We start from the raw sequence: 19,963 nt of genomic DNA on the forward strand, positions 1-19,963 counted from the left end.
CTGGGAGTCATGGTGGTCCTTTCCTTGGTCTGTTGCATTTCCAAGTATAGTCCACCTGGCTCTCGTTAATTTTGCACCACTTTCGTTATACCACCGTTGAGGCCACCGTGTTTGGGAGATTCAACCGCCGCAACGTGCGCCGTAAGGCTGTTGTATAGCCCTTATGCGTGATTGCCGTCCATCCCAACACATCCGCCGTGGCCAGCAGTTCGTCTTGCATGACCTGCTTTATGCTGTCGTCGGTATGTGGCATCTTAGGCCGCCTTGTGCTCGCGCAATTTCTTAATCGTGGCTTCGCCAATACCGTCGATGGCGCTCAACGTGGCATCATCAGCGGTAATCGCATCGCCATAGCTGGTATAGCCCGCTGCGGCCAAGCTGGCAGCTGCCTTGCTGCCCACGATTACCTCAAGTGTTGCTGATGGCTCGCCGCTTGGCGCTTCGCCACCATCGTTGGTTGGGGTCGCTGCGCCGTCGGCGTTGGGGGTTTCGACCCGTTGCACCGGCTCGGCAGCCGCTGGAGCAACAGGCATTGGATTGGTCGCTGCGTTGGCCGCAACCAACACAGTGGCAATCGACTCATCGAGGGTATGCACGCCGGACAAGTAGGTCACGCCCATATGAATCCATGAATCGGCTAAAGTGACTTGAACGTTGGCCATTGAAAAAACTCCTTTACAACAACGCCATATAGACCTGAAACCGTCTCCTGTTCTCTAGATGTTTTTCAACACGCCGATCGCTTCTGGCTCGGTAATGACGGGAAAGCTTGTTTGCCATGCCTCGCCTTCAATGCGGGGTGGTTTATTCTCAAAGTGCTCGGTTCGAATCACCCGCCCTGGCTCGCTTTGGCCAGCGGCCCGCCCAATCGCGGTATAGCCCAAGGTGTCGGTGATCAGGTTTTGTTCGCCATCCGGCAGATCAAGCTCTTCGTTTTGACCCGTCAAGGCCACCATCACGAAGGCTTGCGCGTGCAGAAAGCGCACATCGCCTTGTTGGGTGCGATAGCGCAAGTCATAGCGCTCAATCGGCGGCAAGCTATCCAATTGCAAGGCGGCATTGATGCCCGCCAAGTTGCCAAGGCCAGCAGCGAGCTCTAAGGCATTGCCATTGGTGGTTACAAAGTGGCTGGTGCGTTGGCGCACATTTTTATTGAGCGACAATTTGGTAATGACGGGCGTGCCGGTGATGATCCGGCCCACGGTGTAGCCTTTGCCTTGCAGCAAATTCACCATGGCGTAAATATCTTGGAAGGGGTCGTAGGTATCATTGGCCCAATCGCCTGCCACGTTGACGCGATGGCCTGCGGGATTGGCCAACTGTACGGTTTCCTTGAAGGCGTTATCGCCTTCAACAACCACGGCTGCATCAACAATCGCCTGCCAGCGCCATGCTTCGTTGACCTCAATCAAGGCCAAGTTGAGTGTGGTTTCAGCCCAATTCGTCAAGGCGGCGATGGCTTCCATCGAGGCATTGCGACCTAAATAGCGCAACAGGATGTCATAGTCACGGCCCGTCAATTCGCGGGCAATATCACTATGGGCCAGCTTGACATCGAAGGTACCGATCAGGTCGCCACCCTTCTTTTGCGCGGGACTATAGCGCGTGCCACCATTGGCCACGACGGTGCGATAGCGGATCGCATCTTCGGTATATTGGTTTTCTTCGACGGTGCGTTCAGGTAACAGCTCTGCACCAAGATAGCGCCGCTGCGGTCGCCCGAACTGGGCCAAGACATTCCTTGCCAAATTGATGAGCGTGCCATCAGCGCGGGCTTGGGCAATTAAACTTGCAATATCAGCCATAGAAACAGACTCCTAGACAGTGAATGAAATGATTAGGCTTTGCCGATGGTGCATTGGTAGCGGCTGCGCACAAAGGCTTTGAGCGTACTGCTGAGCGCCGCCCAGCCCGGCACAAAGTTTTCTTTGACGATGCCACCATGCCGATACAAATCAGCATCGTTGTTTTTGCTGGCATCAGTAATGTCTTGGGCCAAGAAATAGATTTCTTCATCAGCATCAGTAGCGGGGCCAAAGGCCGTGCCTGCATCGCGTTCGGCCCACGTTCGGCCCAATAACGTGCCGCTAAGGATGGTGACAGGCTTCATGCCACTGCCTTTATAGGTGGCTTTATCGCCGCTCGTGAGACCAGCAGCCAAGGCTTCGACTGCAATGGTGACCGCGCCAGCGGCGGCATTGGCCGTGGTATAGGCTAATTTGCCCACGCCAAAGCGCAACAACGTGCCACTGGGGATGGGGTTGGCCAACGCGCTCACCGCAATGCTGGTTGCCACCGATGCGGCATTGGCGGTTAGGGTGACGACTGCGCCATCGGTTGCCAGAAACTGACTAGCATCGACCTTCGCGCCACCTGGTAATACGTGCTCACGATTGAGAAAATCGCCCGCCCATGCAGGGCTGGTAAGTTGGTTTGGATAGCTGTTTACGTCGGCCATTAATTACCTCGCTTTGGAAGGGCATACCCCATCCGCTGATTGTGGGTCGTGATTGGATCATCTTTCTTGGGATTGCCAGCACCTTGCTGGATAAAGCCCGTTCCTCGCCGTGGAGGGTTACTACCGATCGTGAGGGATGGCATAAATTCACTCCAATGCTTGTCGGCATAGTCTTGGAGTGGGGTTTCCACGTCGCCGTCCTTGACGCTGATCGTGGTCTTGTCGCCCTCGGTTTTGGTGACAAAGGTGACATTCGTGGCCAAGCGCTCGAGCACGTTTGGTTTCCACTGCATGGCCTCGGCAACACCGCGAATGGTCGCTTGGGTGCGCAGATTGGCCAGCTCGGTTTGGGCTTGCTCGCGCTCGGTCAAACGCGTGCGCACTTCATCGATCTGCCCAAGGGCTTGATAGTCGCGCCAGCGCTGCACATCGTCGCCCGTCAGCACCACGGAACCTTCCGGCGTGCGCTCGCGCAGCTGGCGATTCTGGTCGCGGTACTGATAGTTCTCCTGCATCAACAGCATGAGCGCTGCATCAGGGCCACCTTGGCGCGCAACGAGATTGGCAATTTGCCCCGCAATATCGGGTTGATTGCCACCATTAGGAGCGGGCGGATTAGTCGGTGGATTGGCAGGCGGGTTGGCTGGGGCTGGATTGCCACCGCCGCCACTACCGGAACCACCGCCGCCGTTATCAGCAGTAAATAATTTGATTGAGCGAAAGAAACGAACCATTGCAAAGAACTCCTATAAATACTAAGGATTGGTGCTAGCGCTTCTGTCGTGGCTGCCAGCGTACCGATTCCCATGGCTTTGGCTTGCGATTTGGTGATGCTTCGCCTGCACGCGCTGGTGGATCACCAACACGGGATGGATGGATGCGTGGATGCATGAAATCATCGAACAGGTGCGGTGGTGGATTGAGTACCACAAACCCTTCAAGACTGTGACTTAATCGCACCAACGATTCACGCAGCGATTCGTGAGCTTCCGTTGAACCCAACGCTTGCATTGCTCGCGCAGCATCATTGAATTCCATCATTGTCCTATCCTTTGTAATGCGGCCACCGTGGTGACTTGGGCATTTGCGCCCCAAACGCCACCGCTGTGCACCGTCGCTAAATCTTCGAATTGAAATGCACCCTGTTTCCAGAGTCCATACCGACCTGGGCCAAGCATATCGCGCTGCGTTTTTGCGCTTTGCTCCAGAAACCATTCCTTGCCCGTTGACATCGCCAGCGGCGCGCGGTTCCTTAAAATTGGCAGAATTGCACACCGGCACTGAGGATGCAGCGGCATCATGACGTTGGTTGGGTAGACCGTGCCATCAAGCGCTAGACAGGCCAGACAGGTACGCCGTTGGCGTGCCGCGATTCGCATGTAAGCGGTAGTCAAACCACTCGTTTGATACTGCTGCAATGTTGCCAACCGTGCTGCCCGAACCGACTGATCACGGGTGATGAGCAAGGCATGATTGAGACTGGTTGTCAGTCCATCGTTGACCATGTTCCGCGCGGTCGTGCGCGGATTCTTGCCCAACGCCAACCCCTTCAGCAGTTCGTCGGTGATGGCCTGCGCCGTTGCTGGATAGGCAGCACTCAACAAATCAGCGAGCGGATTGCCAGCCCGTGCCAAAGCAGCAATGTTTTCAAATGCACCGCTGCCCAATTGATAGAATGAGCCTTGAATCGCGCCGGAATAGCGCAACCACGCCGTGGCCTGCTCGGCCCCCATACTGGCGAAACTCAATTGTTGCGCCTGAATCAGTGCAGCTGCATCGGCGTTGTACTTTGCCAATTCCCGCTGGAGTTGCACCAACAACGCGTGGTAGCGATCGTTCGCATACAGTTGCGACTCGCTGACGGTTTGCCCCTCGGCTTTGGCTTGGCTCATTTGAAATGCCAAGGCCTCGATCTCAGCCTTCAACGCGGCTTCGACCATACGCCAGCGGTTGGTCAAATCGTCCATGGCGCGCGCGTTCATTACCAACAACTCGTTGCGAAACTGCGTCGCAATGGCAACGACATTAATCATTCCGGTTGCTCCAGACCCGTGCTCGCGGCACCACTGTCGAGCCGTGCTTGGTTGGTTGCGAGCGCTGCGGCCAGCGTGCGGGTTTGCTGAAGCTGCTTGGCTTCCTGCTCCGCCGCAATGCGGGCTTTCTCGGCATCGACATCTTCCACATCGATCAGCCCTAAGAACAAGTCATGGCTGATGGCCCCTTTTTCATAGGCTGCAAGCAAGAAATTGCGTTCCTCACTGCTTAAGCTGCCGAGCCACAGGCGTGGGATCACATCCGCACGCAGGCTATCAAAGGCGTTCGGGCGACCAGCAAAGTGGGCTGCGAGGGCCAAGGTCGCTTCGAGCAGCCAGCGCACCAGCTGTTTGATGGCGGTGGCCGTTGGGCCAAGCGCCATCGCGAAATCGAGCAAGGCTTGTTTACGACTTTCGCCGCTAGCAACCGCATCCCCACTCAACAGCGCATGCAGCTGCTTACACTCGTTGAGCATGCGGCGATAAATGGCGGCATCGGTGTCAATGAAGGTCGTCACGGGTGACGGGTCACGCCATTGCACCGATGGGTTGGTATAACCGGTGATCACCTTCGTGCGCTCATCCCGAATCGGTACACCCACGAGATTGGTCGTTTTGCCGGGGCCAATGTCATAGGGCTTATAGACGCGCATCTTTTGCCCAGCATTCGCCGGATCGTCCACCTCGTCGTAGGGCATTTGGGCATTCGACAAGACGCGTTCGACAAAGCCACTGATGACGATGTTGTGTTGCAGCATGGTCAAGGTCATGTTTAAGGCCTTTTGCATCTGCTGCATCGACAGGCTGATGATGGGCTTGCAGGTGATTTCCAGCATCAGTAAGTGACCCATCAGCGGCAATCGCGTTTCGCCCGTGACCGCCTCCCCTTCGAGCGTGCGCACCACGGTATCGAGGCCATCAAGGAAGGTCACTTCCGCAACTTCTTTTTTGTCGGCGTTGGTGTAGACATACACGCCACAGGCTTGCATGGTGGCTTTGTCGCGGCTGACCCCAGCCTGATCTGGGGCCAGCACATCGAGCCAAATGAGATTCAAGGCATCGGCCAAGGTTGGCTGTCGTTGGATTACCCCGCCATCGACCGCAGCAGGCGGAATAAACAAGCGCAGCACCGCACGCCCATGCACCACAGCAGTGGCAATTGATTCTTGCAGGATGCCCAACACATTGCGCTGATCCCACCAGCTCGTCATGGCTGCTTCGGCTTCGTCGATTAAGATTTGCTCGGGGTCGGTTGGTTGTTCATCCTCCAGTAGCGGGCGGCGCACGGCATAGCTCCACTGCGGCTCACGGCCAATCGCTCCATTCATATGCCGTTCAACCACCTCGGCAATCACATTGCTGGACACAAACTCGCGTTGGATACGGGTCATCACCTCGGACGCGTTTGTATCGCCAGCGGCAGGCGTGGGGCCAGTCCACGCTGCGCCACCCTGCCAGTGATCGCCATCACGAAACAACACCGCGCTCTTGACGCTTTCGGGCGTAGAAGGCAGCCGTTTCTTAGCCAATTCAACGGAGAGTGTGTCAAAGGCAGTTGGCATTAGTAGCTCCCCCATGAGCCAGGCATTGCTTCATCGTCATTGCTTACTAACAGGTGATCAAAGCAAAAGTCAGGAGCGCCACACAAGACCAAGCCATCACCATCATCAGGACTATGCTTATGGCGTTTGCGAAAATCATCCTTGGGTTCAAGGCGTTTCAGCTCGAGCTGCCCCTTCGACTGATAGCCATACTGACGATCGGTCAAATCAATTTCGAGCTGCTCGGCGGGCTGAATAATGGCAATGTCCTTCAAGACCTCTGCCGTTTCAGCGTACATCTCGGTCACGCAGTTGGCGTACTCCTCGCTGTTGTGCGGCGAGGGCAGCGCCCCAAACATGACCTCAATCACCTGATAGTTACGAAAGCGTCGCCGCAATTCGGGATCAACCAGTAAGCGATCGATAATGCCTGCACCAAAACCACCCGTACCATCGACGCGAATATGCAGACTAGTTACATCCTCAGGCAGCTTCAATGCGGCGAACTTAATATGCTCAACATAGACAAAGGTGTTTTGCTGCTCGATGCGAGCAACCTTGCTAATGTGCCCGTTGTGCCGCAGATACACCGCCCCGGTATCATCACCCCAGCGCGCACAGTCCACCCCGATCCGCGCCTTGGTTGGGTCAGCGGTTGCGTTAACCATGGGCTGTTTGCCACGTTTGACTGCTGCCTCAAATCGACCAACCGGAATGAAGGTATTGATGCTGGCGTTCTCCGGCGGAATGCCCAGCACGCGGAACATAAATTCATTGTTTGGCTGATACCAGGTCGTGGCATCCCATGGCAATTGGAAGTGGAATAAATCAGGGTTTGGCCCGTCTACTTCTTGGCAGTGCTTTTCGATCATGTCGGTGACATAACTGCGTTTCACCGCCCCTGGCACCACAGTTTTATCAGCCACCACATTCGGGTGCTGTAAACAACTCATCCGCATCGAGAGCACGTTGCTGTACTTGGCTTGGTGATAGAAATGGCTGTTGCGTGTTTTGGGATTGGCAATCATCAGCACAATCACGATCCCGCCACTCGTCATCGAATCGATAGCCTCATAGACAAACTTGGGAATGCCTTCGGCCTCGTCCAGTACAAACATCAAAAACTTGCCGTGCTGCCCTTGTACCCGCTCGCCGCCCTTGCCATTGCTATCATCGGTTGACTTGCCACTCGCAAAATGGTTGTCGTCGATGATGACTTCACAGGTCTCCAGAATTCGACCGGGCAGCTTGGCCTTTTTGCGGTCGGTTTTGATTTCTTTCCAGAGCAGCTTTTTCACCTGATCCCAACTGGGGGCAAAGGTGTAGATAATGCTGGGCCGAAAGCAATCTAAGAAATGGCTCACCAAGGCGCTCATGCCTTTGGTCTTGCCCACCCCGTGGCCTGCTTCGATCCGTATCCGATTCTTGATGATCTGCCCCGGCTGCCACACGGTTTCATCGTAGGCTTCGCCGTTCTCGTACTTTTCTCGTTCAAACTGTTGGCGCAACGCAAGCGTATAGGCCTCGAAAATCTCAACCTGCCCAGGCTCGTCGATGCCTGTGCCGCGCCATGGCTGCCAGCCCAGCTTGTCTTTGGTGTAGCCCTCAGGATTGAACTGATAGTCGGCAAACGGCGATACATCCTCCAAACCGCGTTCGCGCAGTTCAAGGATGGCCTTGGCGCGGACTTGCAGGCTGAGTGGCGGCTTAATCCGCAGATTCGTATTAGGGGTTAAGTAAGACATCGATGATATCCTCGCCTGCTGCAATGGCCCGAATTTGATTAGGCGTGAGTTTGCTCACATCAAGGTTGGCCAACAACGAATCTTTGATATTGGTCAGCGCGCCATTGGCCTTGCCAATCAACTCCAGCGCTTTCAGTGCATCGTGCAACTCCAGCTTGGCACCGACTTTGGACGTTCCTTCTTGAAAACTGCGCACCAGCCCGATGTCCGCCTGCGCCTCCACAGTTTTCAGGTTTATCGCATTGCCTTTGGTGATGAATGGCTCGATCGTGCCGCGTGCGATGCGGGCTAAGCGATCAAGCACCTCATCGGCGCTCATGGCGCGTTCGGCCACCAAGTCTCGTATCGCGCGCATGATGTTAGCTTTTGTTAGCATGCGGCTTGCGGTCACGGATGCAGCGCGAGGATTGTCCTCTGAATAGCCTGCTCGCTGAGCGGCCTTCGTGCCGTTGAAGTCTTTGACATACTCATACACAAACGCCTGCTCCTTTTTGGTTAAGGGCTTGTCTGCTGCATATTTGAGGTTGTCGTGTACTTCATTGGTCATCAATGGCCTACTTCAGTGATGTCGCCGCTGGCGCGGCGGATAGTAATAGATTTACTGTCAATAATTATTTGCGTGACGTTGTTTTGCGTGCGTTCCGGCGACGATGAGCGCGGTCGGGTTTGCCCGTGCGCCACGCTGGTGGGCGATCAATCAAATGATGGGTGCCAGCCAGCAGGTTGTTGACATCGACATGCAAGCGAGTAAGGGAGTGAGCCACAAGAACGATCAACAGCACAATCAACGTGATGCCAATGAAAACATCCAATTTAGACCTCCTCACATAAGGATTCGTGAAACATTCCGAGGCCATCGATAGCGCGATGAATCCACCATGGATTGCCATTGATGGCTTGACCTAGAATGCGCTTACCATCAAACTCATGACCTGCGTGGAACGTTGCGGCCACAGGAAAGTTGAGACCTGGGCCTTGCCGACAATTCGCATCATTGAATTTAATGCGATAGCGCTTGATGACTGGCGCGGCTGGCTCCTTGCGCCATGCGTCAAGCATTGGCATGAGCACTGGGCCGGGGCATTCGCTCTGCCCCCACTCCATATGCCCTTTGGTATTTGACTTCACATTGAAGCCACGATCATCGGCCAACGCCTCAAAAAGCATGACCTTTGCATTCCACTGTTTATCGGTTGGGTGTTGCTTGCCACCAATCGGCGTGTGGACAGCGACGGTTGTGGTGTTGCCGGTGCCATGACCACAATGCCAAAGGATGTCGCTCAGGTTGCGCAGCCAATAAATCGTGCCCGTTGCGCCCACGGCGTAGTGATACATAATGCCGTGCCCATAAATCGCGATCCCATTGGCATAGCCCCAGATTTTGCCAACGTGATAGTGCGCAATCGCCTGCAAATGCCGAATCTCTGCATCGATCGATGCCGCTATTGCGGTTTCGGGGCCGTTGTAATGATCAACGCTCCCAGTAATAAGCTTCAGCAGCCGCGTGACGAGATAGCGCGATGGGCGACGCAGCAGGAGATGCCGAATATCAACAATTGGCAGACTGGCGATACCCATGGGCTACACTCCGTCTGTTGCAGCGGGAACAATGGAAAGGATTGGCCGCAGCCGCTCTTGTTTAGCTGCTTCAGCCTCAATCAAGGGAGTCAGCGTTTTAGGATCAAGGTCGATGTTGAACCGCTTGGCATAGTCAATGGCAGCTTGAACAGCAACGTCCTTGGCGGTTGCCCATGCGTGTTCAGGGGTGAAGCCTTGCGCAGCAGCGGCCCGTTCGCCCACCTTCACGGCGGCATACAACACCGCTTGCTGATGCTCGGTCAATTTGGAATTAATGAAGGCCGTGCCAAGCTTAATCAGCGATGGGCCTGAGCTGGCCACGATGCCAAAAATGACTGAGAGCAGCAGCGGAACAAGAACATTAGCGATGGCGTTGATGGTTGCGAGCATTGGGTTTACCCTCCTGAATCATTGGTAATGGTTGATTAGGTTGTGTGACATTGCGGCGTTCGCGGCTCGGTTGTGGCTGTCGCGTGTAGGCATAAATGCCGGCAATATCCAGCTTCATATCGTCGAGGTCTTGGCGTGATGCTCGCAACTCAATTTGAATCGCTTGCATGGTCATCACGACTTGGGTATTGACCTCGGTATTTTTCTTGTAGGCATCGAGCAGCTCGCCATCATACACATGCGACAACAGGGCAAGCTCCTCTTTGCGCAAGCGAGCATCACGGTCGAGATCCTCCTTCTTTTGTTGTTCCTTGGCATCAGCTCGCGTCGGATTGAAATAGGAAACAAACCAATCCCACACCGTGCTGACGGCTGGCGCTGCCGATTTACTCAGAAAAAACAACAGCACGACGAGAATCCCGATGATGCCGTTGTTGTTGATGAGTTTGATTGCGTGCTCAGCCTCGGCCATAGAAACAAATCCTTGAAAACAACAAAAACCCGCAGGATCAACACGCCCCAAATGTATTCGGGGAGTATCGACCTTGCGGGTATCGCATCAGTCGTGCGCCTAGTTGCCTAGGTCGCCATGGCTAGCCCAAAAGGAAGCTAGTCACATAAAGAGCGAAGTTCGCTCTTCATTAATTGGTGGTCGGCGCGAGGATGATTTTCGCCAGCGTTGGCTGGTCGTCTGCGTATTCAACTTCCATCGTCGCCATTAGGGATTGCTTGGTTGAAGCAAATCGTTGTTGTTTGAACGTTTCACCATTCCGCTGGCAGCGTTTGAGAAAAGAAAGCGCTGATTCGTTGTTGTTGCGTTTGATGGTGACGATCCGCGCAACTTCAGGCCAGTTGCCTGGCGATTCCAAAACAAAAATAACTTTGCCATGAAATCGTGCTGTCATCATGACCTCATTTGGTTGCGTCGATACGATTGCGGAAATTATAGCACATGTGTACTAATTGTCAATGAAAATGGGGCTATTTATCCCACATATCCCACATTTTCAAACATAGCTTAATAAAAGCGCTCATACAAGACTGTAACGCGCAATGGACGTAATCCGTATGGTCAGCAATATCGGTAGAAAGAAAGGCGGAGTTATGCGATTTCGATTACTCGCTGGTGGATTACTCGTTGCGGGATTGATCTCAGCATGTGGAAGTACAACGCTTCCATCACCTTCTCAACAACCCATATCAACCAATATGCCATCAACCAATACGCCAGCACCGACCGAGAGTATCGTTCAGGTAACCGTTATTTATCTTGATCCTGATGAGGAGTATGTATCGTCGTTTGAATTTGCCTCGGCCAAAGAACCTGTGATCAAAGGCGAACGCCTGATCATGGCAGGTTCCGATATTTCTTTATCATTCAAAGTCATTGATTTTGTGCGTGGTACGCAGGCATTAGAGGATATTGCAACTTTTGATCCGGCATATGCTGGTCCACCAGCTGGCTATGAGGTTGGGCTGGTTCGAGCGGAAATACAGCATGGGAATGTTCTCACCGAACCAGTAGTCCTTGATGGATCACTCGTGTCACTCCTAGTCCTAACGAATGGTGAATATCTGGAAGTGCCTACTATGCAGGGCTTACCATGTTGTATTGAACCGCGATTTGATACCCCGGTCGCAAAGGGTGATACGACAGAAGTCTATTTTCCGATCTTGGTTGCTCGTGATGATCCCAATCCCTTACTGGTGATCAATCGCGACCAATCGAAGAATAAAGATGCGCGTCATTTTGCCCTCCAATAAACGCATCTAAGTCAAGCAGACGATCTAGCGGTGTTTCTTAAATCGGTGGATCGTCTGCACCATGGGCTGATTACTGGAGAGAATGAGCGTGGGGTACTATAGTACCTGAGAAGAATGATCGCGATCAGTGGGAGGTTCAAGCATCAGGATTGAGCTGGTGAGAAGGATACACGCCGCACCACCAAAGACAAACCATTCCGCACGTTGATAGAAAAACACATTATGCTGTCCTCTGACCTCAGTATACTGACGCGAGCGAGAGTCTTGTTTATAGGTATTTCCACTCCATGAAATAATTCCACAGAGCATCAAGAGTGCAGCGCTCATCCACACGAGATCCCAGACAAAATGCATCCGAGTAAAAAAATGTGCAACACCACTCAAGATAACGAGGATGATCAGAATTCCTATCCCGATCGTGGCAAGATACACTTGTTCTTCAAATTCATATGAAGAAGATGAATTAAGCATGGGTTGGCGTAAGGTAATGAGTCCGGCCACCATTAAACCCACACCCATGACCCAGGGAATCCACGCCCAGCGTTGATAGCCATTAATGAGTTTTGTAAGCATCGAGCGCTCCTTTCTGATCATCAGTTATTTCAGTTGTTCACGTTGCTCGATAGTGAGCATCCCATAGCCTTCTTCGATATAGCCCTCATAGCCCTCGGTGCGAATAAAGAGCCAAAAGCCGTTATAGTGCATGACTCGATATCGGACGAACCTAGTGGTGTAGCCCAAAACTTCGTTTCAGGCGAATATGCAATAGAATGCCCTCAGGAATAAACCAGAAGGAGTTCCCTGCGCCGAGTTGGCGGTTAAATGAAGAAAGCCTAGCTTGTAAGCTAGGCTTTAAAAACTATTTTATTTTAGGAATCCTAAATAATCAAACTCATCGTTCATATCTTGTACGTATTTATTCAATCCTCTAAGCCAATTTTTCTGAACTTTAAGTAATGGATCTCTTATCGTTATATATGAGTTTATTATTTCTTCTTGTATTTTCTGTGATTGATTTAATTTTTTGATTGCATATATAGCACTTTCTCTTATATTATTTTTAGATGCTATTTCTTCAATTTGCTTAGAAAGAATATATAGTAAATGTTTTTTAGGATATGGACTAGGCCAATTATCAATTTCCTTTTCTACTTGTTCTGAATACGGCGAATATTCTAAGATCTTACTTCTAAGTATAGGGATTAAATTCCCAGTTTCATCTGGATGAACAATATTACCCCATAGAGGATAGGAAAAAAATTTCGGTGGGTGTTTTTTAGGAATAAATTTAGTAGTTCTCACTACCCATCGGCTTCTTGTAAATTGCCATAGATTTTTTATTTGTCCTACCCCAACCGCTGTTGAGCCAAAAGCATATGATAGTAGGCCGAGTGGTCCAGCAAATGCATGAAAAAGAGGTTTTCCAGTATTAGCTAATAATAAGCCAGCTTTAAGAAAGCTATAAATTTCATCTGGATTTGATGGCATTTTTTCATCCGAAAACTCGAAGGAGAAATACCATCCATCAGCGTTTAGCCTTGTTATATCTGATAGAAGAGCCATGATATTACTATCAGATATAACAGCTGACCTTCCTATTATAATACTAGCATAAGTAGGTATTCCAAGATTATCCCCAACCTGTTTTGCTGCTTTAAAAAGCTTCTCATTGAGATCTGTAATTTTATCGTCTGATGCTTCATAAATAACTGCTGGAGCAATAACAGCATTAGTACCTACTTTCTCATTTATAAATAATAAATCTCTCTGTAATGATAATAAACCATCGCTATCAATTTCAACTAGCTTTGAAATTCGATTTCTATGATTATTCATACTATAGGATTGTAGATTTTTATTTGAATAACTAGGAATATGATATTGTTGATCAATCATCAGCTCAAAACCTAGTTTTTTAAGCTTTTTTGCATTGGTAATCATTGAGTTCTGAGAGATATCTCTTGGACTAAATACAGCTCCTTGTCCAACACCTGTCTTTGCCAAATCTAGCATAATTTTCTGACTACCAGAACCATATTGAAACCATACACCTCTTTTCATTAAGAACCTCCTAATTTTTGCAATAATAATTTTACCTGTCCTGCGTTCATTGGGCGATTTATTCTCTCTTTTTCTAAAAGTTTTTTGATGATTATCTTAAGTAGAGGAGGGAGGTTTATATAATCGGGATTCATTAAATAAGCAGTAGATAATTGGATGTTTTGATATAGATCACCAGGTATATCGGCAAAAGGATGTGTACCTACAGCAGCCTCATATAATATGATACCCAGTGCAAATAGATCTGTCCGATGTTCAATTTCTCTTCTGTTTCCACGTGTTTGCTCTGGAGCAAAATACAAAGGAGTTCCTATATCAGCACCTCGCTGTGTGCTAGTCAAATCAGGTAACCTTAAATGCCTCGCTACTCCGAAGTCAATAATTACAGGATCATTATTCTTATTGATACGGATATTACTTGGTTTCAAATCACGATGAACAATACCTTTATCGTTTAATACTGAAAGTCCATCGCATAACTGAGAAAAGATATGGATAATATTATCCAGAGATAATGGGGCTTTGGAAAGTGTTTCAGTGAAATCACATCCATCAATAAAATGTTCGACTAGATAATGCCGTTGAACGCCATAACGCACAGAATTTTCATAAATAATAAGTTTCGCCAAGTTTTTGTGATTCATATCATAAAGCGCCCCAATTTCACGTCGGAGGCGCTCATCATCATCATTATCATGTATGATCTTTAAACAAAGATCAATTCCTTTCTCATCTCTAACATGAAACGCTGCCCTTTGCGCACTAGGCGTAAGTGCTTTAATGAAAGTATAATCTGGATAAAGTTTTTGAGCTTCTTCAAGAGGAACTATATAAAAACTCATAAGATTACTCCTTTTTGTTTTGAGCAAGTATCAAGGCCAGCCGATAATAATAACTCCAAACTTTGGGATTATCACGTCTAGCTGATTTGATAACCTCTACTTGGTGTGCTGCATTGACTGCAAGAATACCGATCCCGAGATCTTGAATGCTGGGTTCAAGCTGAATCCGTATGGCAACACGGGTTGGCATTGCAATATACGAACGATGGGCAAATATCTTATTACGATGTGCCTGAGCGACTGCCTTGCGCCAATCGCTTACCTTTGCTTCGACGCTCACGATTTCAGGCAAGATGGAACGCCACGTTGGGGCAAGGGCATAGGTATATCCTGATTGTTCGACAATATTTAATTCAATAAGATTCGATAACTGTTCCCACACATTCCGGCTCGTTTGAAGCACTCGCTCAGCGATGGTTTCAAGCCGAGCTTTATTGATTCTACGAAGATATGACATGATATTAATTGGATCTTGCGTAACTCGTGTGAGCTTCGTTACCTCAGGCTGGAAAGTTGTCGCTAACAGATCTGGCTTTCCTGCCCCAACGGTCAGTGAACCAGCAGTCCAAAATTCTTGCCGACCAAGAAGCAACTGAGGGAGGTGATGTGCTACAGCATCTTCAATAATTGCTTCTGGGCCATTGATCCGACGGCTAAAATAGGTGACACTCATAGATCGCTCCAGTAAGCGTTATTGCACAAAGAAGAATTGTATAATACGCCTTTGTGATGAATATTACAAGACGCTAATCGTATGAGTTTCTTACGAGTTTTGCGCGTATTTACTAAAGGTCTGCGCCCCTCCAATGTCTTTCTATCAACAGTCTATAAACAGGTAAATTCCTAGTTATCCACAGTTAATTCATAAGAAATATTAGATCTATTGAGTGCTTTGATAGCTCTGTCTGAGTGGTTAAATACTCCCGCTACGGCCCATATAACCAATGATCAACGCCACCATGATGGCTACACGCACCACGTCCAGTTGCATAGGAGCGTGAACCGTCGCGACAAATAGCTCCAACCCGTTGGCCTGAGTTTGAAGCAGGCCGTGCTGTTGGGCGCGGTCGAGCAGTGGGAACCACAGTTGGCAACCTGGGGAGATCCGAGCGATCAAGGGTCAATACTGCTTGTTGTTCGCTAGAAACATCAAACAGACTAGCGCTCATCCATCCATCGTAATCTCCAACTTTAACGTGATACCACAATTCATCATAAACCGTGCGTTGAGCGAGAATCGTAATCGCATCGCTTGGCGCAATCTTAGTAATCACGTCATAGCGGGTGCTTGGGCCTTGTCGCAGGTTCGAGGTTGCAGGCACAGAAACAACCAAAGCCGTGGGTTCTGGAGTAGATGTTGGTGCAGGCCGTGCTGTCGCTGGCGATCGCTGAGGCCGAGCCGTACTTGCTGAGAGTTTGGATTGGGTCGATGTTGTTGGGACAAGTGTCGTGCTTGCGCCACCACATCCAATAACGATGAGAAGGCAGAATCCAAGGATGAAGCGATGGAGCATAGGAACCTCGCAATTCTAAGGGCTTTCTCTATTTAGATGCACTGTGAGGGTGAATTTTGCATGCAATTAATAGCATGATGTTTGGTCACCTCTATTTAGATGTGACCAAACACTAATCAACTAGGTTTATGCTTCAGCCTTGGGATTGGTATAGGCCGCGATGGTAGCTCTGAGCCGATCAGCAAACTTATAGATATCATCAATATCTTTGATTTGAACTTTTTCTTCTTTGCGTTGGTTATCAAAGAGGCTGATCGATTTTGTGGTGGTTGAGTTCAGCCAGAGCCGGCAGATGGGCTTGCGATTGTTGTCATCGAGCAGAATGCCACAGTAGCTCTGCTTATCGCGCATGACGATGCGTTTGGCATCGATGGCTTCACGCAAGATGGAGCGCACGATGTAGAAGGCTTCAAGCTCTTCCATCGTGGTCAGCACGCCCGTGGCTTCTTTGTCGGCTGCGGTCACTGGCTCGTCGGTTGCTGCTTGAGCAGCTGGGGTTTCCTCGATCGTGATCCGTGTATCGGTTCCCAATGCGGTTTTGAGCCGATCGTTCACCTGGTCGTTGATGAAGTTGCGCAGCGCTCGGCGGGTGGTCTGGCCAAATTGCTCGCGCATGTTGGCGGTCATGCGGCCACTGTAGACTTGGGTCGCGAAGAACTTGATAAATTCTTCCGAGGGATTGGTGAGTTGTTCGCCCATGATCCGCTTAATTTCGCGGGTATATTTCAGCTCGCTGGCGGTCGTGACGATGCCAGCTACATCGAAGGTGGCTTTGGTAAATTTCTTTAGTTCGTCAACATCTTGTTCACGAATATCAAGCAAGTTGAATTCGAAGAAGGGTTTGGTATCCATTTTGTTGGGCGCTTCGAGATCGGTGTAAAACCAGTAGGAGAGGCCATTCGTAAGAATCCCAAAGCGAGCCTCAGTTACGCTGAAATAGCGATACAACTGGGAAGCATGGGCCTTACCCAAATCGGCATTGTGATGCTTACATTCGAGGAGCATGACCGGCTTTCCATCACGCAGGATCGCATAATCAACTTTTTCACCTTTTTTCAAGCCAATATCGGCATTCAGTTCGGGGGTTACTTCGAGAGGATTGAAGACATCGTAGCCCAGTGAGGCTAAGAAGGGCATAACTAGGGCATTTTTGGTTGCCTCTTCCGTTTGAATATACTCCAGCTGCTTGGTAACACGGGTGGCCAGATCGCGCAGACGGTCAATCAGATCCATGGTCATTCCCTTCTAAACAAGAATGCGGTTACCCTAGTTCCTACACACACTGCGATAAGCGCTCTCTACACGCCTAACAAACGAAGTGCCTTGAAGTCTACCACCTCCTAACTAACGCTACAAGACAAACATTTGTGTTATTCAGGTATAGGTCGGCAGCACTATCTAAGTGAGGAGGTGATGCTGCCGACCTATTTTCTTAACTTTCGCACCCAATACCATCTTTATCGCGATCAAAACGGTGTGGATCGGGTGCCAAAACTCTAAATCGACGATATGGGATGTCACCACAATCAAGATCTGGCGGTGGTGGTGCAATACAGACATCAGGATAGGAAGGATCACATCGTGGGACAGACGTTGATGTAAGTGTTGGTGTTGCAGTTGGAAGAGCCGTTGCTGTCGGGAGTGGAATTCCCGTTGGTTGCGGCATCGGGATTGCGGTTGGCTGGGTTACGCTTCGCACTTCGCTCCCAAGTAATCCAAGCAATACCTTAAACTCATCAGGATTATTGGGATGCCATTCAAATCGAGCGCGCTCGAACCACTGGGTTTGAACAGTATCGCCATTCGCATTCGTTTCAGTGGCTACACTAGTAAGAGGAAGTCCAAAAAGTTGTAATGATCGTGCATATACATCAAGCCCTGGTATCGTTAATCCATGCGATTGCCAGTAGCTTTTGAATCCTCGGTTTGGAGCTTGATCACAGACATTATGCCCGGTCTCCTCAAACCACAAACACCCTGGGATTGGTCCAGCTTCGCGGGCATTAGCAGTGCGACCGAGTTGTGTCAGTCGCTCTTTTCCAAGCAATCCTAAGAGCACTTCATAAGGAGTACCAACATTTTCAGGATGGTACTCAAAGCGATTCCGCTCTAGCCATTGTGTTTGATAGACCATCCCAGTGTCAGGATTAGCTTCACCTGCAGCTGCGCTGATGGGATAGCCAAACACGGCGAGACCACCATTGGCTTCCCAATAATCCGAGAATGGATCATCAAGGCAAAACGCTGATTGTGAAAAGCAAAGGTTGTGGGCGGTTGCTGCTTGTGGAAGAAACAGCACGATAAGACTCAGAGAGCATAGAAGGAAGATGAGCCGACGCATGCAAAGACTCCTTAACAAACTGATGATATAGTATTTAGATGCACTCTTCATGCATTTTTTGGATGTGAAGTAAAGAAGTTTATTTTTGTGTTTGTCGGGCTAATTGCTCAGCAAGTCGTTCAAAAACCCTATCAATCCGGGGAATAACTCCAAAATACACATGGCGATTTTCATAGGCTTTGAGGGCTTCGATATGGGCTGGCATGGAAGCAAGTAATTGGTCAATTTCCTCAAACCACGTGAGCGAAGCTGGATCATCGACAATCAACGGTTCCCACTTGTAATGAACAAAATCATTTCGTTGTTTCGCAAGTGCTCGTAATGCCTCGCGAATTGACTCATCAAAACGGGGCAGGCCAAGGCCATCAAGCACTTTGGTATATTTATCACCAAGATTATGCTTGCGAATCAATCTTTTGATATCTGCATCTGACTGGCCTTGTCGTCGAGCAATGCTTGTGATGATGCCATTAATCCAATGTTCACACCATGTTGCATAAAGAATGATTGCGAGGAGTGTATTTTCATTATTAACAGCATTCAGCGCATCCTCTAGTAATCCATCGGTATAATTGAGGGTGAGTTTTGTTGACAAGGTTGTTTCGTTTGCTAGTTGAGGTATATAAGCAAAGACCAATTTTTGGAGTTCTCGATCAGTTTTATTCGCAACATCTAACATTCCAGTGCGAATAGCATTAAGCACTGATGATTTAACGAAGGCTAGGAATTGATGGTTATCAATAGATTGATCATTGATTGATGCTTCAATGATATGAAGATATACTTCTAAATCTGCGGCTGACATATCCATGTGATGTTACCTTCTCTATTAAATCAAAGTATATCAAAAGGTGTTATAACTCCTAATATTCGAGATCTATTGTTTGAACAAGTAACAATAAACGGCTTATTTATATTTTTTTCTAATACTTCTAAGATGGTAGTATCAATATAGCAGAGATTTGCTTTTTCTTTATATAGTTGGTTATTAGTATCAGTTAATGCCGCTTTAATAGAGGTAGATAATCTTTCTATTCGTTGATTATTTGACTGTAGGTTGAATCTTAAGTACTTAACTATATGATAGTCGGATATAAGATACCAATCATCTTCATGGAATAATGGTAAATAGGAAAATGAATTTCCTAACATCTGTTGTCGTACAAATGAAATAGGATGCCAATCTTCAGCAACCACCACGTTTGAAACCATAAAAGCATTCACTGTATCTTGATTAGACATTAGAGCTGCCTCAATTAATAAAGCTAAACGTATCGCATGTGATGTAAGATTTCTCGCGACAGCACCTTGATGAAGTGCGTCATTACGATAATATGTCACAGCCGTATAGAGTTTTTCTGGATCAATATAATAAGGCGATGTTGTATCAAGACATATTGTACTGATTAGAGCGCATATTTTTGTTTGATAGGCTTTTAGACTTGCGTCGGTTCCTTTTTTAGGAGACGTTAGAGTAATTCCCAGTTTCTCTAAGGCAAATAGAATGTCTTGAAAATCCTCAGCATTCTTCTGTGCTTTGGCACGGGCACTCCTGAATAAATCCCGAAAATAAATACGTTGATTATCACAAAGTACTATTGGATTCTGATGTGTTAAATTTCTAGCCATTCTATCCTCAATAACGAAGTAAACAAGAGGCTGAAATCTAAATTCCAGCCTCTCTACCCAGCATTCA

General features: G+C 49.0%; 25 protein-coding genes. 1 reads left to right on the top strand and 24 read right to left on the bottom strand.

Going from position 1 to position 19,963, the window contains the following annotated elements:
- Positions 1-85: 85 nt before the first annotated feature.
- The 15 genes from JOD20_RS26760 to JOD20_RS19430 form a co-directional block, all read right to left on the bottom strand.
- Positions 86-220 (bottom strand): hypothetical protein, encoded by a 135-nt coding sequence (locus JOD20_RS26760; protein ID WP_275580646.1) that lies wholly within the window; start codon positions 218-220, stop codon positions 86-88.
- A gap of 34 nt (positions 221-254) precedes the next feature.
- On the bottom strand, positions 255-662 hold the full coding sequence (locus JOD20_RS19365; RefSeq protein WP_204756853.1) for a helix-hairpin-helix domain-containing protein: 408 nt from the start codon (positions 660-662) through the stop codon (positions 255-257).
- A gap of 54 nt (positions 663-716) precedes the next feature.
- Positions 717-1,805, bottom strand: coding sequence for a major capsid protein (locus JOD20_RS19370; RefSeq protein WP_204756854.1), 1,089 nt, complete (start codon positions 1,803-1,805; stop codon positions 717-719).
- A 32-nt stretch (positions 1,806-1,837) separates the two neighbouring features.
- Complete coding sequence (locus tag JOD20_RS19375) at positions 1,838-2,458, bottom strand: hypothetical protein (protein ID WP_204756855.1); 621 nt, start codon at positions 2,456-2,458, stop codon at positions 1,838-1,840.
- Positions 2,458-3,192 (bottom strand): hypothetical protein, encoded by a 735-nt coding sequence (locus JOD20_RS19380; RefSeq protein WP_204756856.1) that lies wholly within the window; start codon positions 3,190-3,192, stop codon positions 2,458-2,460. The genes JOD20_RS19375 and JOD20_RS19380 overlap by 1 nt, the downstream gene beginning before the upstream one ends.
- A 34-nt stretch (positions 3,193-3,226) precedes the next feature.
- The gene (locus JOD20_RS19385) at positions 3,227-3,499 is read right to left on the bottom strand and encodes a hypothetical protein (protein ID WP_204756857.1); all 273 of its coding nucleotides are present in this window, start codon (positions 3,497-3,499) and stop codon (positions 3,227-3,229) included.
- Positions 3,496-4,491 carry a minor capsid protein gene (locus tag JOD20_RS19390; protein WP_204756858.1) on the bottom strand — a complete coding sequence of 332 codons (996 nt, stop codon included), beginning with the start codon at positions 4,489-4,491 and terminating at the stop codon, positions 3,496-3,498. Before JOD20_RS19390 ends, JOD20_RS19385 begins: the two co-directional genes overlap by 4 nt.
- On the bottom strand, positions 4,488-6,053 hold the full coding sequence (locus JOD20_RS19395; RefSeq protein WP_204756859.1) for a hypothetical protein: 1,566 nt from the start codon (positions 6,051-6,053) through the stop codon (positions 4,488-4,490). The genes JOD20_RS19390 and JOD20_RS19395 overlap by 4 nt, the downstream gene beginning before the upstream one ends.
- Positions 6,053-7,777 (bottom strand): hypothetical protein, encoded by a 1,725-nt coding sequence (locus tag JOD20_RS19400; protein ID WP_204756860.1) that lies wholly within the window; start codon positions 7,775-7,777, stop codon positions 6,053-6,055. Before JOD20_RS19400 ends, JOD20_RS19395 begins: the two co-directional genes overlap by 1 nt.
- A complete protein-coding gene (locus tag JOD20_RS19405) occupies positions 7,758-8,324 on the bottom strand; it encodes a terminase small subunit (protein WP_204756861.1) in 567 nt (188 codons plus the stop codon). The genes JOD20_RS19400 and JOD20_RS19405 overlap by 20 nt, the downstream gene beginning before the upstream one ends.
- A 64-nt stretch (positions 8,325-8,388) precedes the next feature.
- On the bottom strand, positions 8,389-8,589 hold the full coding sequence (locus JOD20_RS19410) for a hypothetical protein (RefSeq protein WP_204756862.1): 201 nt from the start codon (positions 8,587-8,589) through the stop codon (positions 8,389-8,391).
- Position 8,590: 1 nt separating this feature from the next.
- Positions 8,591-9,355 carry a peptidoglycan recognition protein family protein gene (locus tag JOD20_RS19415; protein ID WP_204756863.1) on the bottom strand — a complete coding sequence of 255 codons (765 nt, stop codon included), beginning with the start codon at positions 9,353-9,355 and terminating at the stop codon, positions 8,591-8,593.
- Positions 9,356-9,358: 3 nt separating this feature from the next.
- Positions 9,359-9,745, bottom strand: a complete 387-nt coding sequence (locus JOD20_RS19420; protein WP_204756864.1) for a hypothetical protein — start codon at positions 9,743-9,745, stop codon at positions 9,359-9,361.
- Entirely contained in the window at positions 9,717-10,217 is a 501-nt protein-coding gene (locus tag JOD20_RS19425; RefSeq protein WP_204756865.1) for a hypothetical protein, read from the bottom strand. The genes JOD20_RS19420 and JOD20_RS19425 overlap by 29 nt, the downstream gene beginning before the upstream one ends.
- Before the next feature lie 169 nt (positions 10,218-10,386).
- Complete coding sequence (locus tag JOD20_RS19430; protein ID WP_204756866.1) at positions 10,387-10,650, bottom strand: hypothetical protein; 264 nt, start codon at positions 10,648-10,650, stop codon at positions 10,387-10,389.
- 199 nt (positions 10,651-10,849) lie between these two features.
- Between JOD20_RS19430 and JOD20_RS19435 the strand changes: the two genes are divergently transcribed.
- Complete coding sequence (locus tag JOD20_RS19435; protein WP_204756867.1) at positions 10,850-11,509, top strand: hypothetical protein; 660 nt, start codon at positions 10,850-10,852, stop codon at positions 11,507-11,509.
- Positions 11,510-11,605: 96 nt separating this feature from the next.
- On the opposite strand, the gene JOD20_RS19440 is transcribed toward JOD20_RS19435, so the two are convergent.
- The 9 genes from JOD20_RS19440 to JOD20_RS19480 all read right to left on the bottom strand — a co-directional run bounded on the left by JOD20_RS19440 (position 11,606) and on the right by JOD20_RS19480 (position 19,896).
- On the bottom strand, positions 11,606-12,082 hold the full coding sequence (locus JOD20_RS19440) for a hypothetical protein (protein ID WP_204756868.1): 477 nt from the start codon (positions 12,080-12,082) through the stop codon (positions 11,606-11,608).
- 291 nt (positions 12,083-12,373) lie between these two features.
- Complete coding sequence (locus JOD20_RS19445; RefSeq protein WP_204756869.1) at positions 12,374-13,570, bottom strand: hypothetical protein; 1,197 nt, start codon at positions 13,568-13,570, stop codon at positions 12,374-12,376.
- Positions 13,570-14,412, bottom strand: coding sequence for a serine/threonine protein kinase (locus tag JOD20_RS19450; RefSeq protein WP_204756870.1), 843 nt, complete (start codon positions 14,410-14,412; stop codon positions 13,570-13,572). The genes JOD20_RS19445 and JOD20_RS19450 overlap by 1 nt, the downstream gene beginning before the upstream one ends.
- Before the next feature lie 4 nt (positions 14,413-14,416).
- Positions 14,417-15,085, bottom strand: coding sequence for a hypothetical protein (locus tag JOD20_RS19455; protein ID WP_204756871.1), 669 nt, complete (start codon positions 15,083-15,085; stop codon positions 14,417-14,419).
- Between the two features lie 253 nt (positions 15,086-15,338).
- Positions 15,339-15,734: an SH3 domain-containing protein gene (locus tag JOD20_RS19460; protein WP_204756872.1), complete on the bottom strand. Its 396-nt coding sequence runs from the start codon at positions 15,732-15,734 to the stop codon at positions 15,339-15,341.
- 318 nt (positions 15,735-16,052) lie between these two features.
- The gene (locus JOD20_RS19465) at positions 16,053-17,159 is read right to left on the bottom strand and encodes a type I restriction endonuclease (RefSeq protein ID WP_204756873.1); all 1,107 of its coding nucleotides are present in this window, start codon (positions 17,157-17,159) and stop codon (positions 16,053-16,055) included.
- 199 nt (positions 17,160-17,358) lie between these two features.
- Positions 17,359-18,267 (bottom strand): excalibur calcium-binding domain-containing protein, encoded by a 909-nt coding sequence (locus JOD20_RS19470; RefSeq protein WP_239583956.1) that lies wholly within the window; start codon positions 18,265-18,267, stop codon positions 17,359-17,361.
- A gap of 79 nt (positions 18,268-18,346) precedes the next feature.
- On the bottom strand, positions 18,347-19,078 hold the full coding sequence (locus JOD20_RS19475) for a hypothetical protein (protein WP_204756874.1): 732 nt from the start codon (positions 19,076-19,078) through the stop codon (positions 18,347-18,349).
- Positions 19,079-19,101: 23 nt separating this feature from the next.
- Positions 19,102-19,896 (bottom strand): CBS domain-containing protein, encoded by a 795-nt coding sequence (locus JOD20_RS19480; RefSeq protein ID WP_204756875.1) that lies wholly within the window; start codon positions 19,894-19,896, stop codon positions 19,102-19,104.
- Positions 19,897-19,963 lie beyond the last annotated feature (67 nt).

The organism is Herpetosiphon giganteus (assembly GCF_016907925.1).
Classification (GTDB): Bacteria; Chloroflexota; Chloroflexia; order Chloroflexales; family Herpetosiphonaceae; genus Herpetosiphon; species Herpetosiphon giganteus.

Bases quoted from the DNA above. Each gene is read 5' to 3' on its own strand.
- JOD20_RS26760 (WP_275580646.1), bottom strand. From the start codon at position 220: ATGCAAGACGAACTGCTGGCCACGGCGGATGTGTTGGGATGGACGGCA.
- JOD20_RS19365 (WP_204756853.1), bottom strand. From the start codon at position 662: ATGGCCAACGTTCAAGTCACTTTAGCCGATTCATGGATTCATATGGGC.
- JOD20_RS19370 (WP_204756854.1), bottom strand. From the start codon at position 1,805: ATGGCTGATATTGCAAGTTTAATTGCCCAAGCCCGCGCTGATGGCACG.
- JOD20_RS19375 (WP_204756855.1), bottom strand. From the start codon at position 2,458: ATGGCCGACGTAAACAGCTATCCAAACCAACTTACCAGCCCTGCATGG.
- JOD20_RS19380 (WP_204756856.1), bottom strand. From the start codon at position 3,192: ATGGTTCGTTTCTTTCGCTCAATCAAATTATTTACTGCTGATAACGGC.
- JOD20_RS19385 (WP_204756857.1), bottom strand. From the start codon at position 3,499: ATGATGGAATTCAATGATGCTGCGCGAGCAATGCAAGCGTTGGGTTCA.
- JOD20_RS19390 (WP_204756858.1), bottom strand. From the start codon at position 4,491: ATGATTAATGTCGTTGCCATTGCGACGCAGTTTCGCAACGAGTTGTTG.
- JOD20_RS19395 (WP_204756859.1), bottom strand. From the start codon at position 6,053: ATGCCAACTGCCTTTGACACACTCTCCGTTGAATTGGCTAAGAAACGG.
- JOD20_RS19400 (WP_204756860.1), bottom strand. From the start codon at position 7,777: ATGTCTTACTTAACCCCTAATACGAATCTGCGGATTAAGCCGCCACTC.
- JOD20_RS19405 (WP_204756861.1), bottom strand. From the start codon at position 8,324: ATGACCAATGAAGTACACGACAACCTCAAATATGCAGCAGACAAGCCC.
- JOD20_RS19415 (WP_204756863.1), bottom strand. From the start codon at position 9,355: ATGGGTATCGCCAGTCTGCCAATTGTTGATATTCGGCATCTCCTGCTG.
- JOD20_RS19420 (WP_204756864.1), bottom strand. From the start codon at position 9,745: ATGCTCGCAACCATCAACGCCATCGCTAATGTTCTTGTTCCGCTGCTG.
- JOD20_RS19425 (WP_204756865.1), bottom strand. From the start codon at position 10,217: ATGGCCGAGGCTGAGCACGCAATCAAACTCATCAACAACAACGGCATC.
- JOD20_RS19430 (WP_204756866.1), bottom strand. From the start codon at position 10,650: ATGACAGCACGATTTCATGGCAAAGTTATTTTTGTTTTGGAATCGCCA.
- JOD20_RS19435 (WP_204756867.1), top strand. From the start codon at position 10,850: ATGCGATTTCGATTACTCGCTGGTGGATTACTCGTTGCGGGATTGATC.
- JOD20_RS19440 (WP_204756868.1), bottom strand. From the start codon at position 12,082: ATGCTTACAAAACTCATTAATGGCTATCAACGCTGGGCGTGGATTCCC.
- JOD20_RS19445 (WP_204756869.1), bottom strand. From the start codon at position 13,570: ATGAAAAGAGGTGTATGGTTTCAATATGGTTCTGGTAGTCAGAAAATT.
- JOD20_RS19450 (WP_204756870.1), bottom strand. From the start codon at position 14,412: ATGAGTTTTTATATAGTTCCTCTTGAAGAAGCTCAAAAACTTTATCCA.
- JOD20_RS19455 (WP_204756871.1), bottom strand. From the start codon at position 15,085: ATGAGTGTCACCTATTTTAGCCGTCGGATCAATGGCCCAGAAGCAATT.
- JOD20_RS19465 (WP_204756873.1), bottom strand. From the start codon at position 17,159: ATGGATCTGATTGACCGTCTGCGCGATCTGGCCACCCGTGTTACCAAG.
- JOD20_RS19470 (WP_239583956.1), bottom strand. From the start codon at position 18,267: ATGCGTCGGCTCATCTTCCTTCTATGCTCTCTGAGTCTTATCGTGCTG.
- JOD20_RS19475 (WP_204756874.1), bottom strand. From the start codon at position 19,078: ATGGATATGTCAGCCGCAGATTTAGAAGTATATCTTCATATCATTGAA.
- JOD20_RS19480 (WP_204756875.1), bottom strand. From the start codon at position 19,896: ATGGCTAGAAATTTAACACATCAGAATCCAATAGTACTTTGTGATAAT.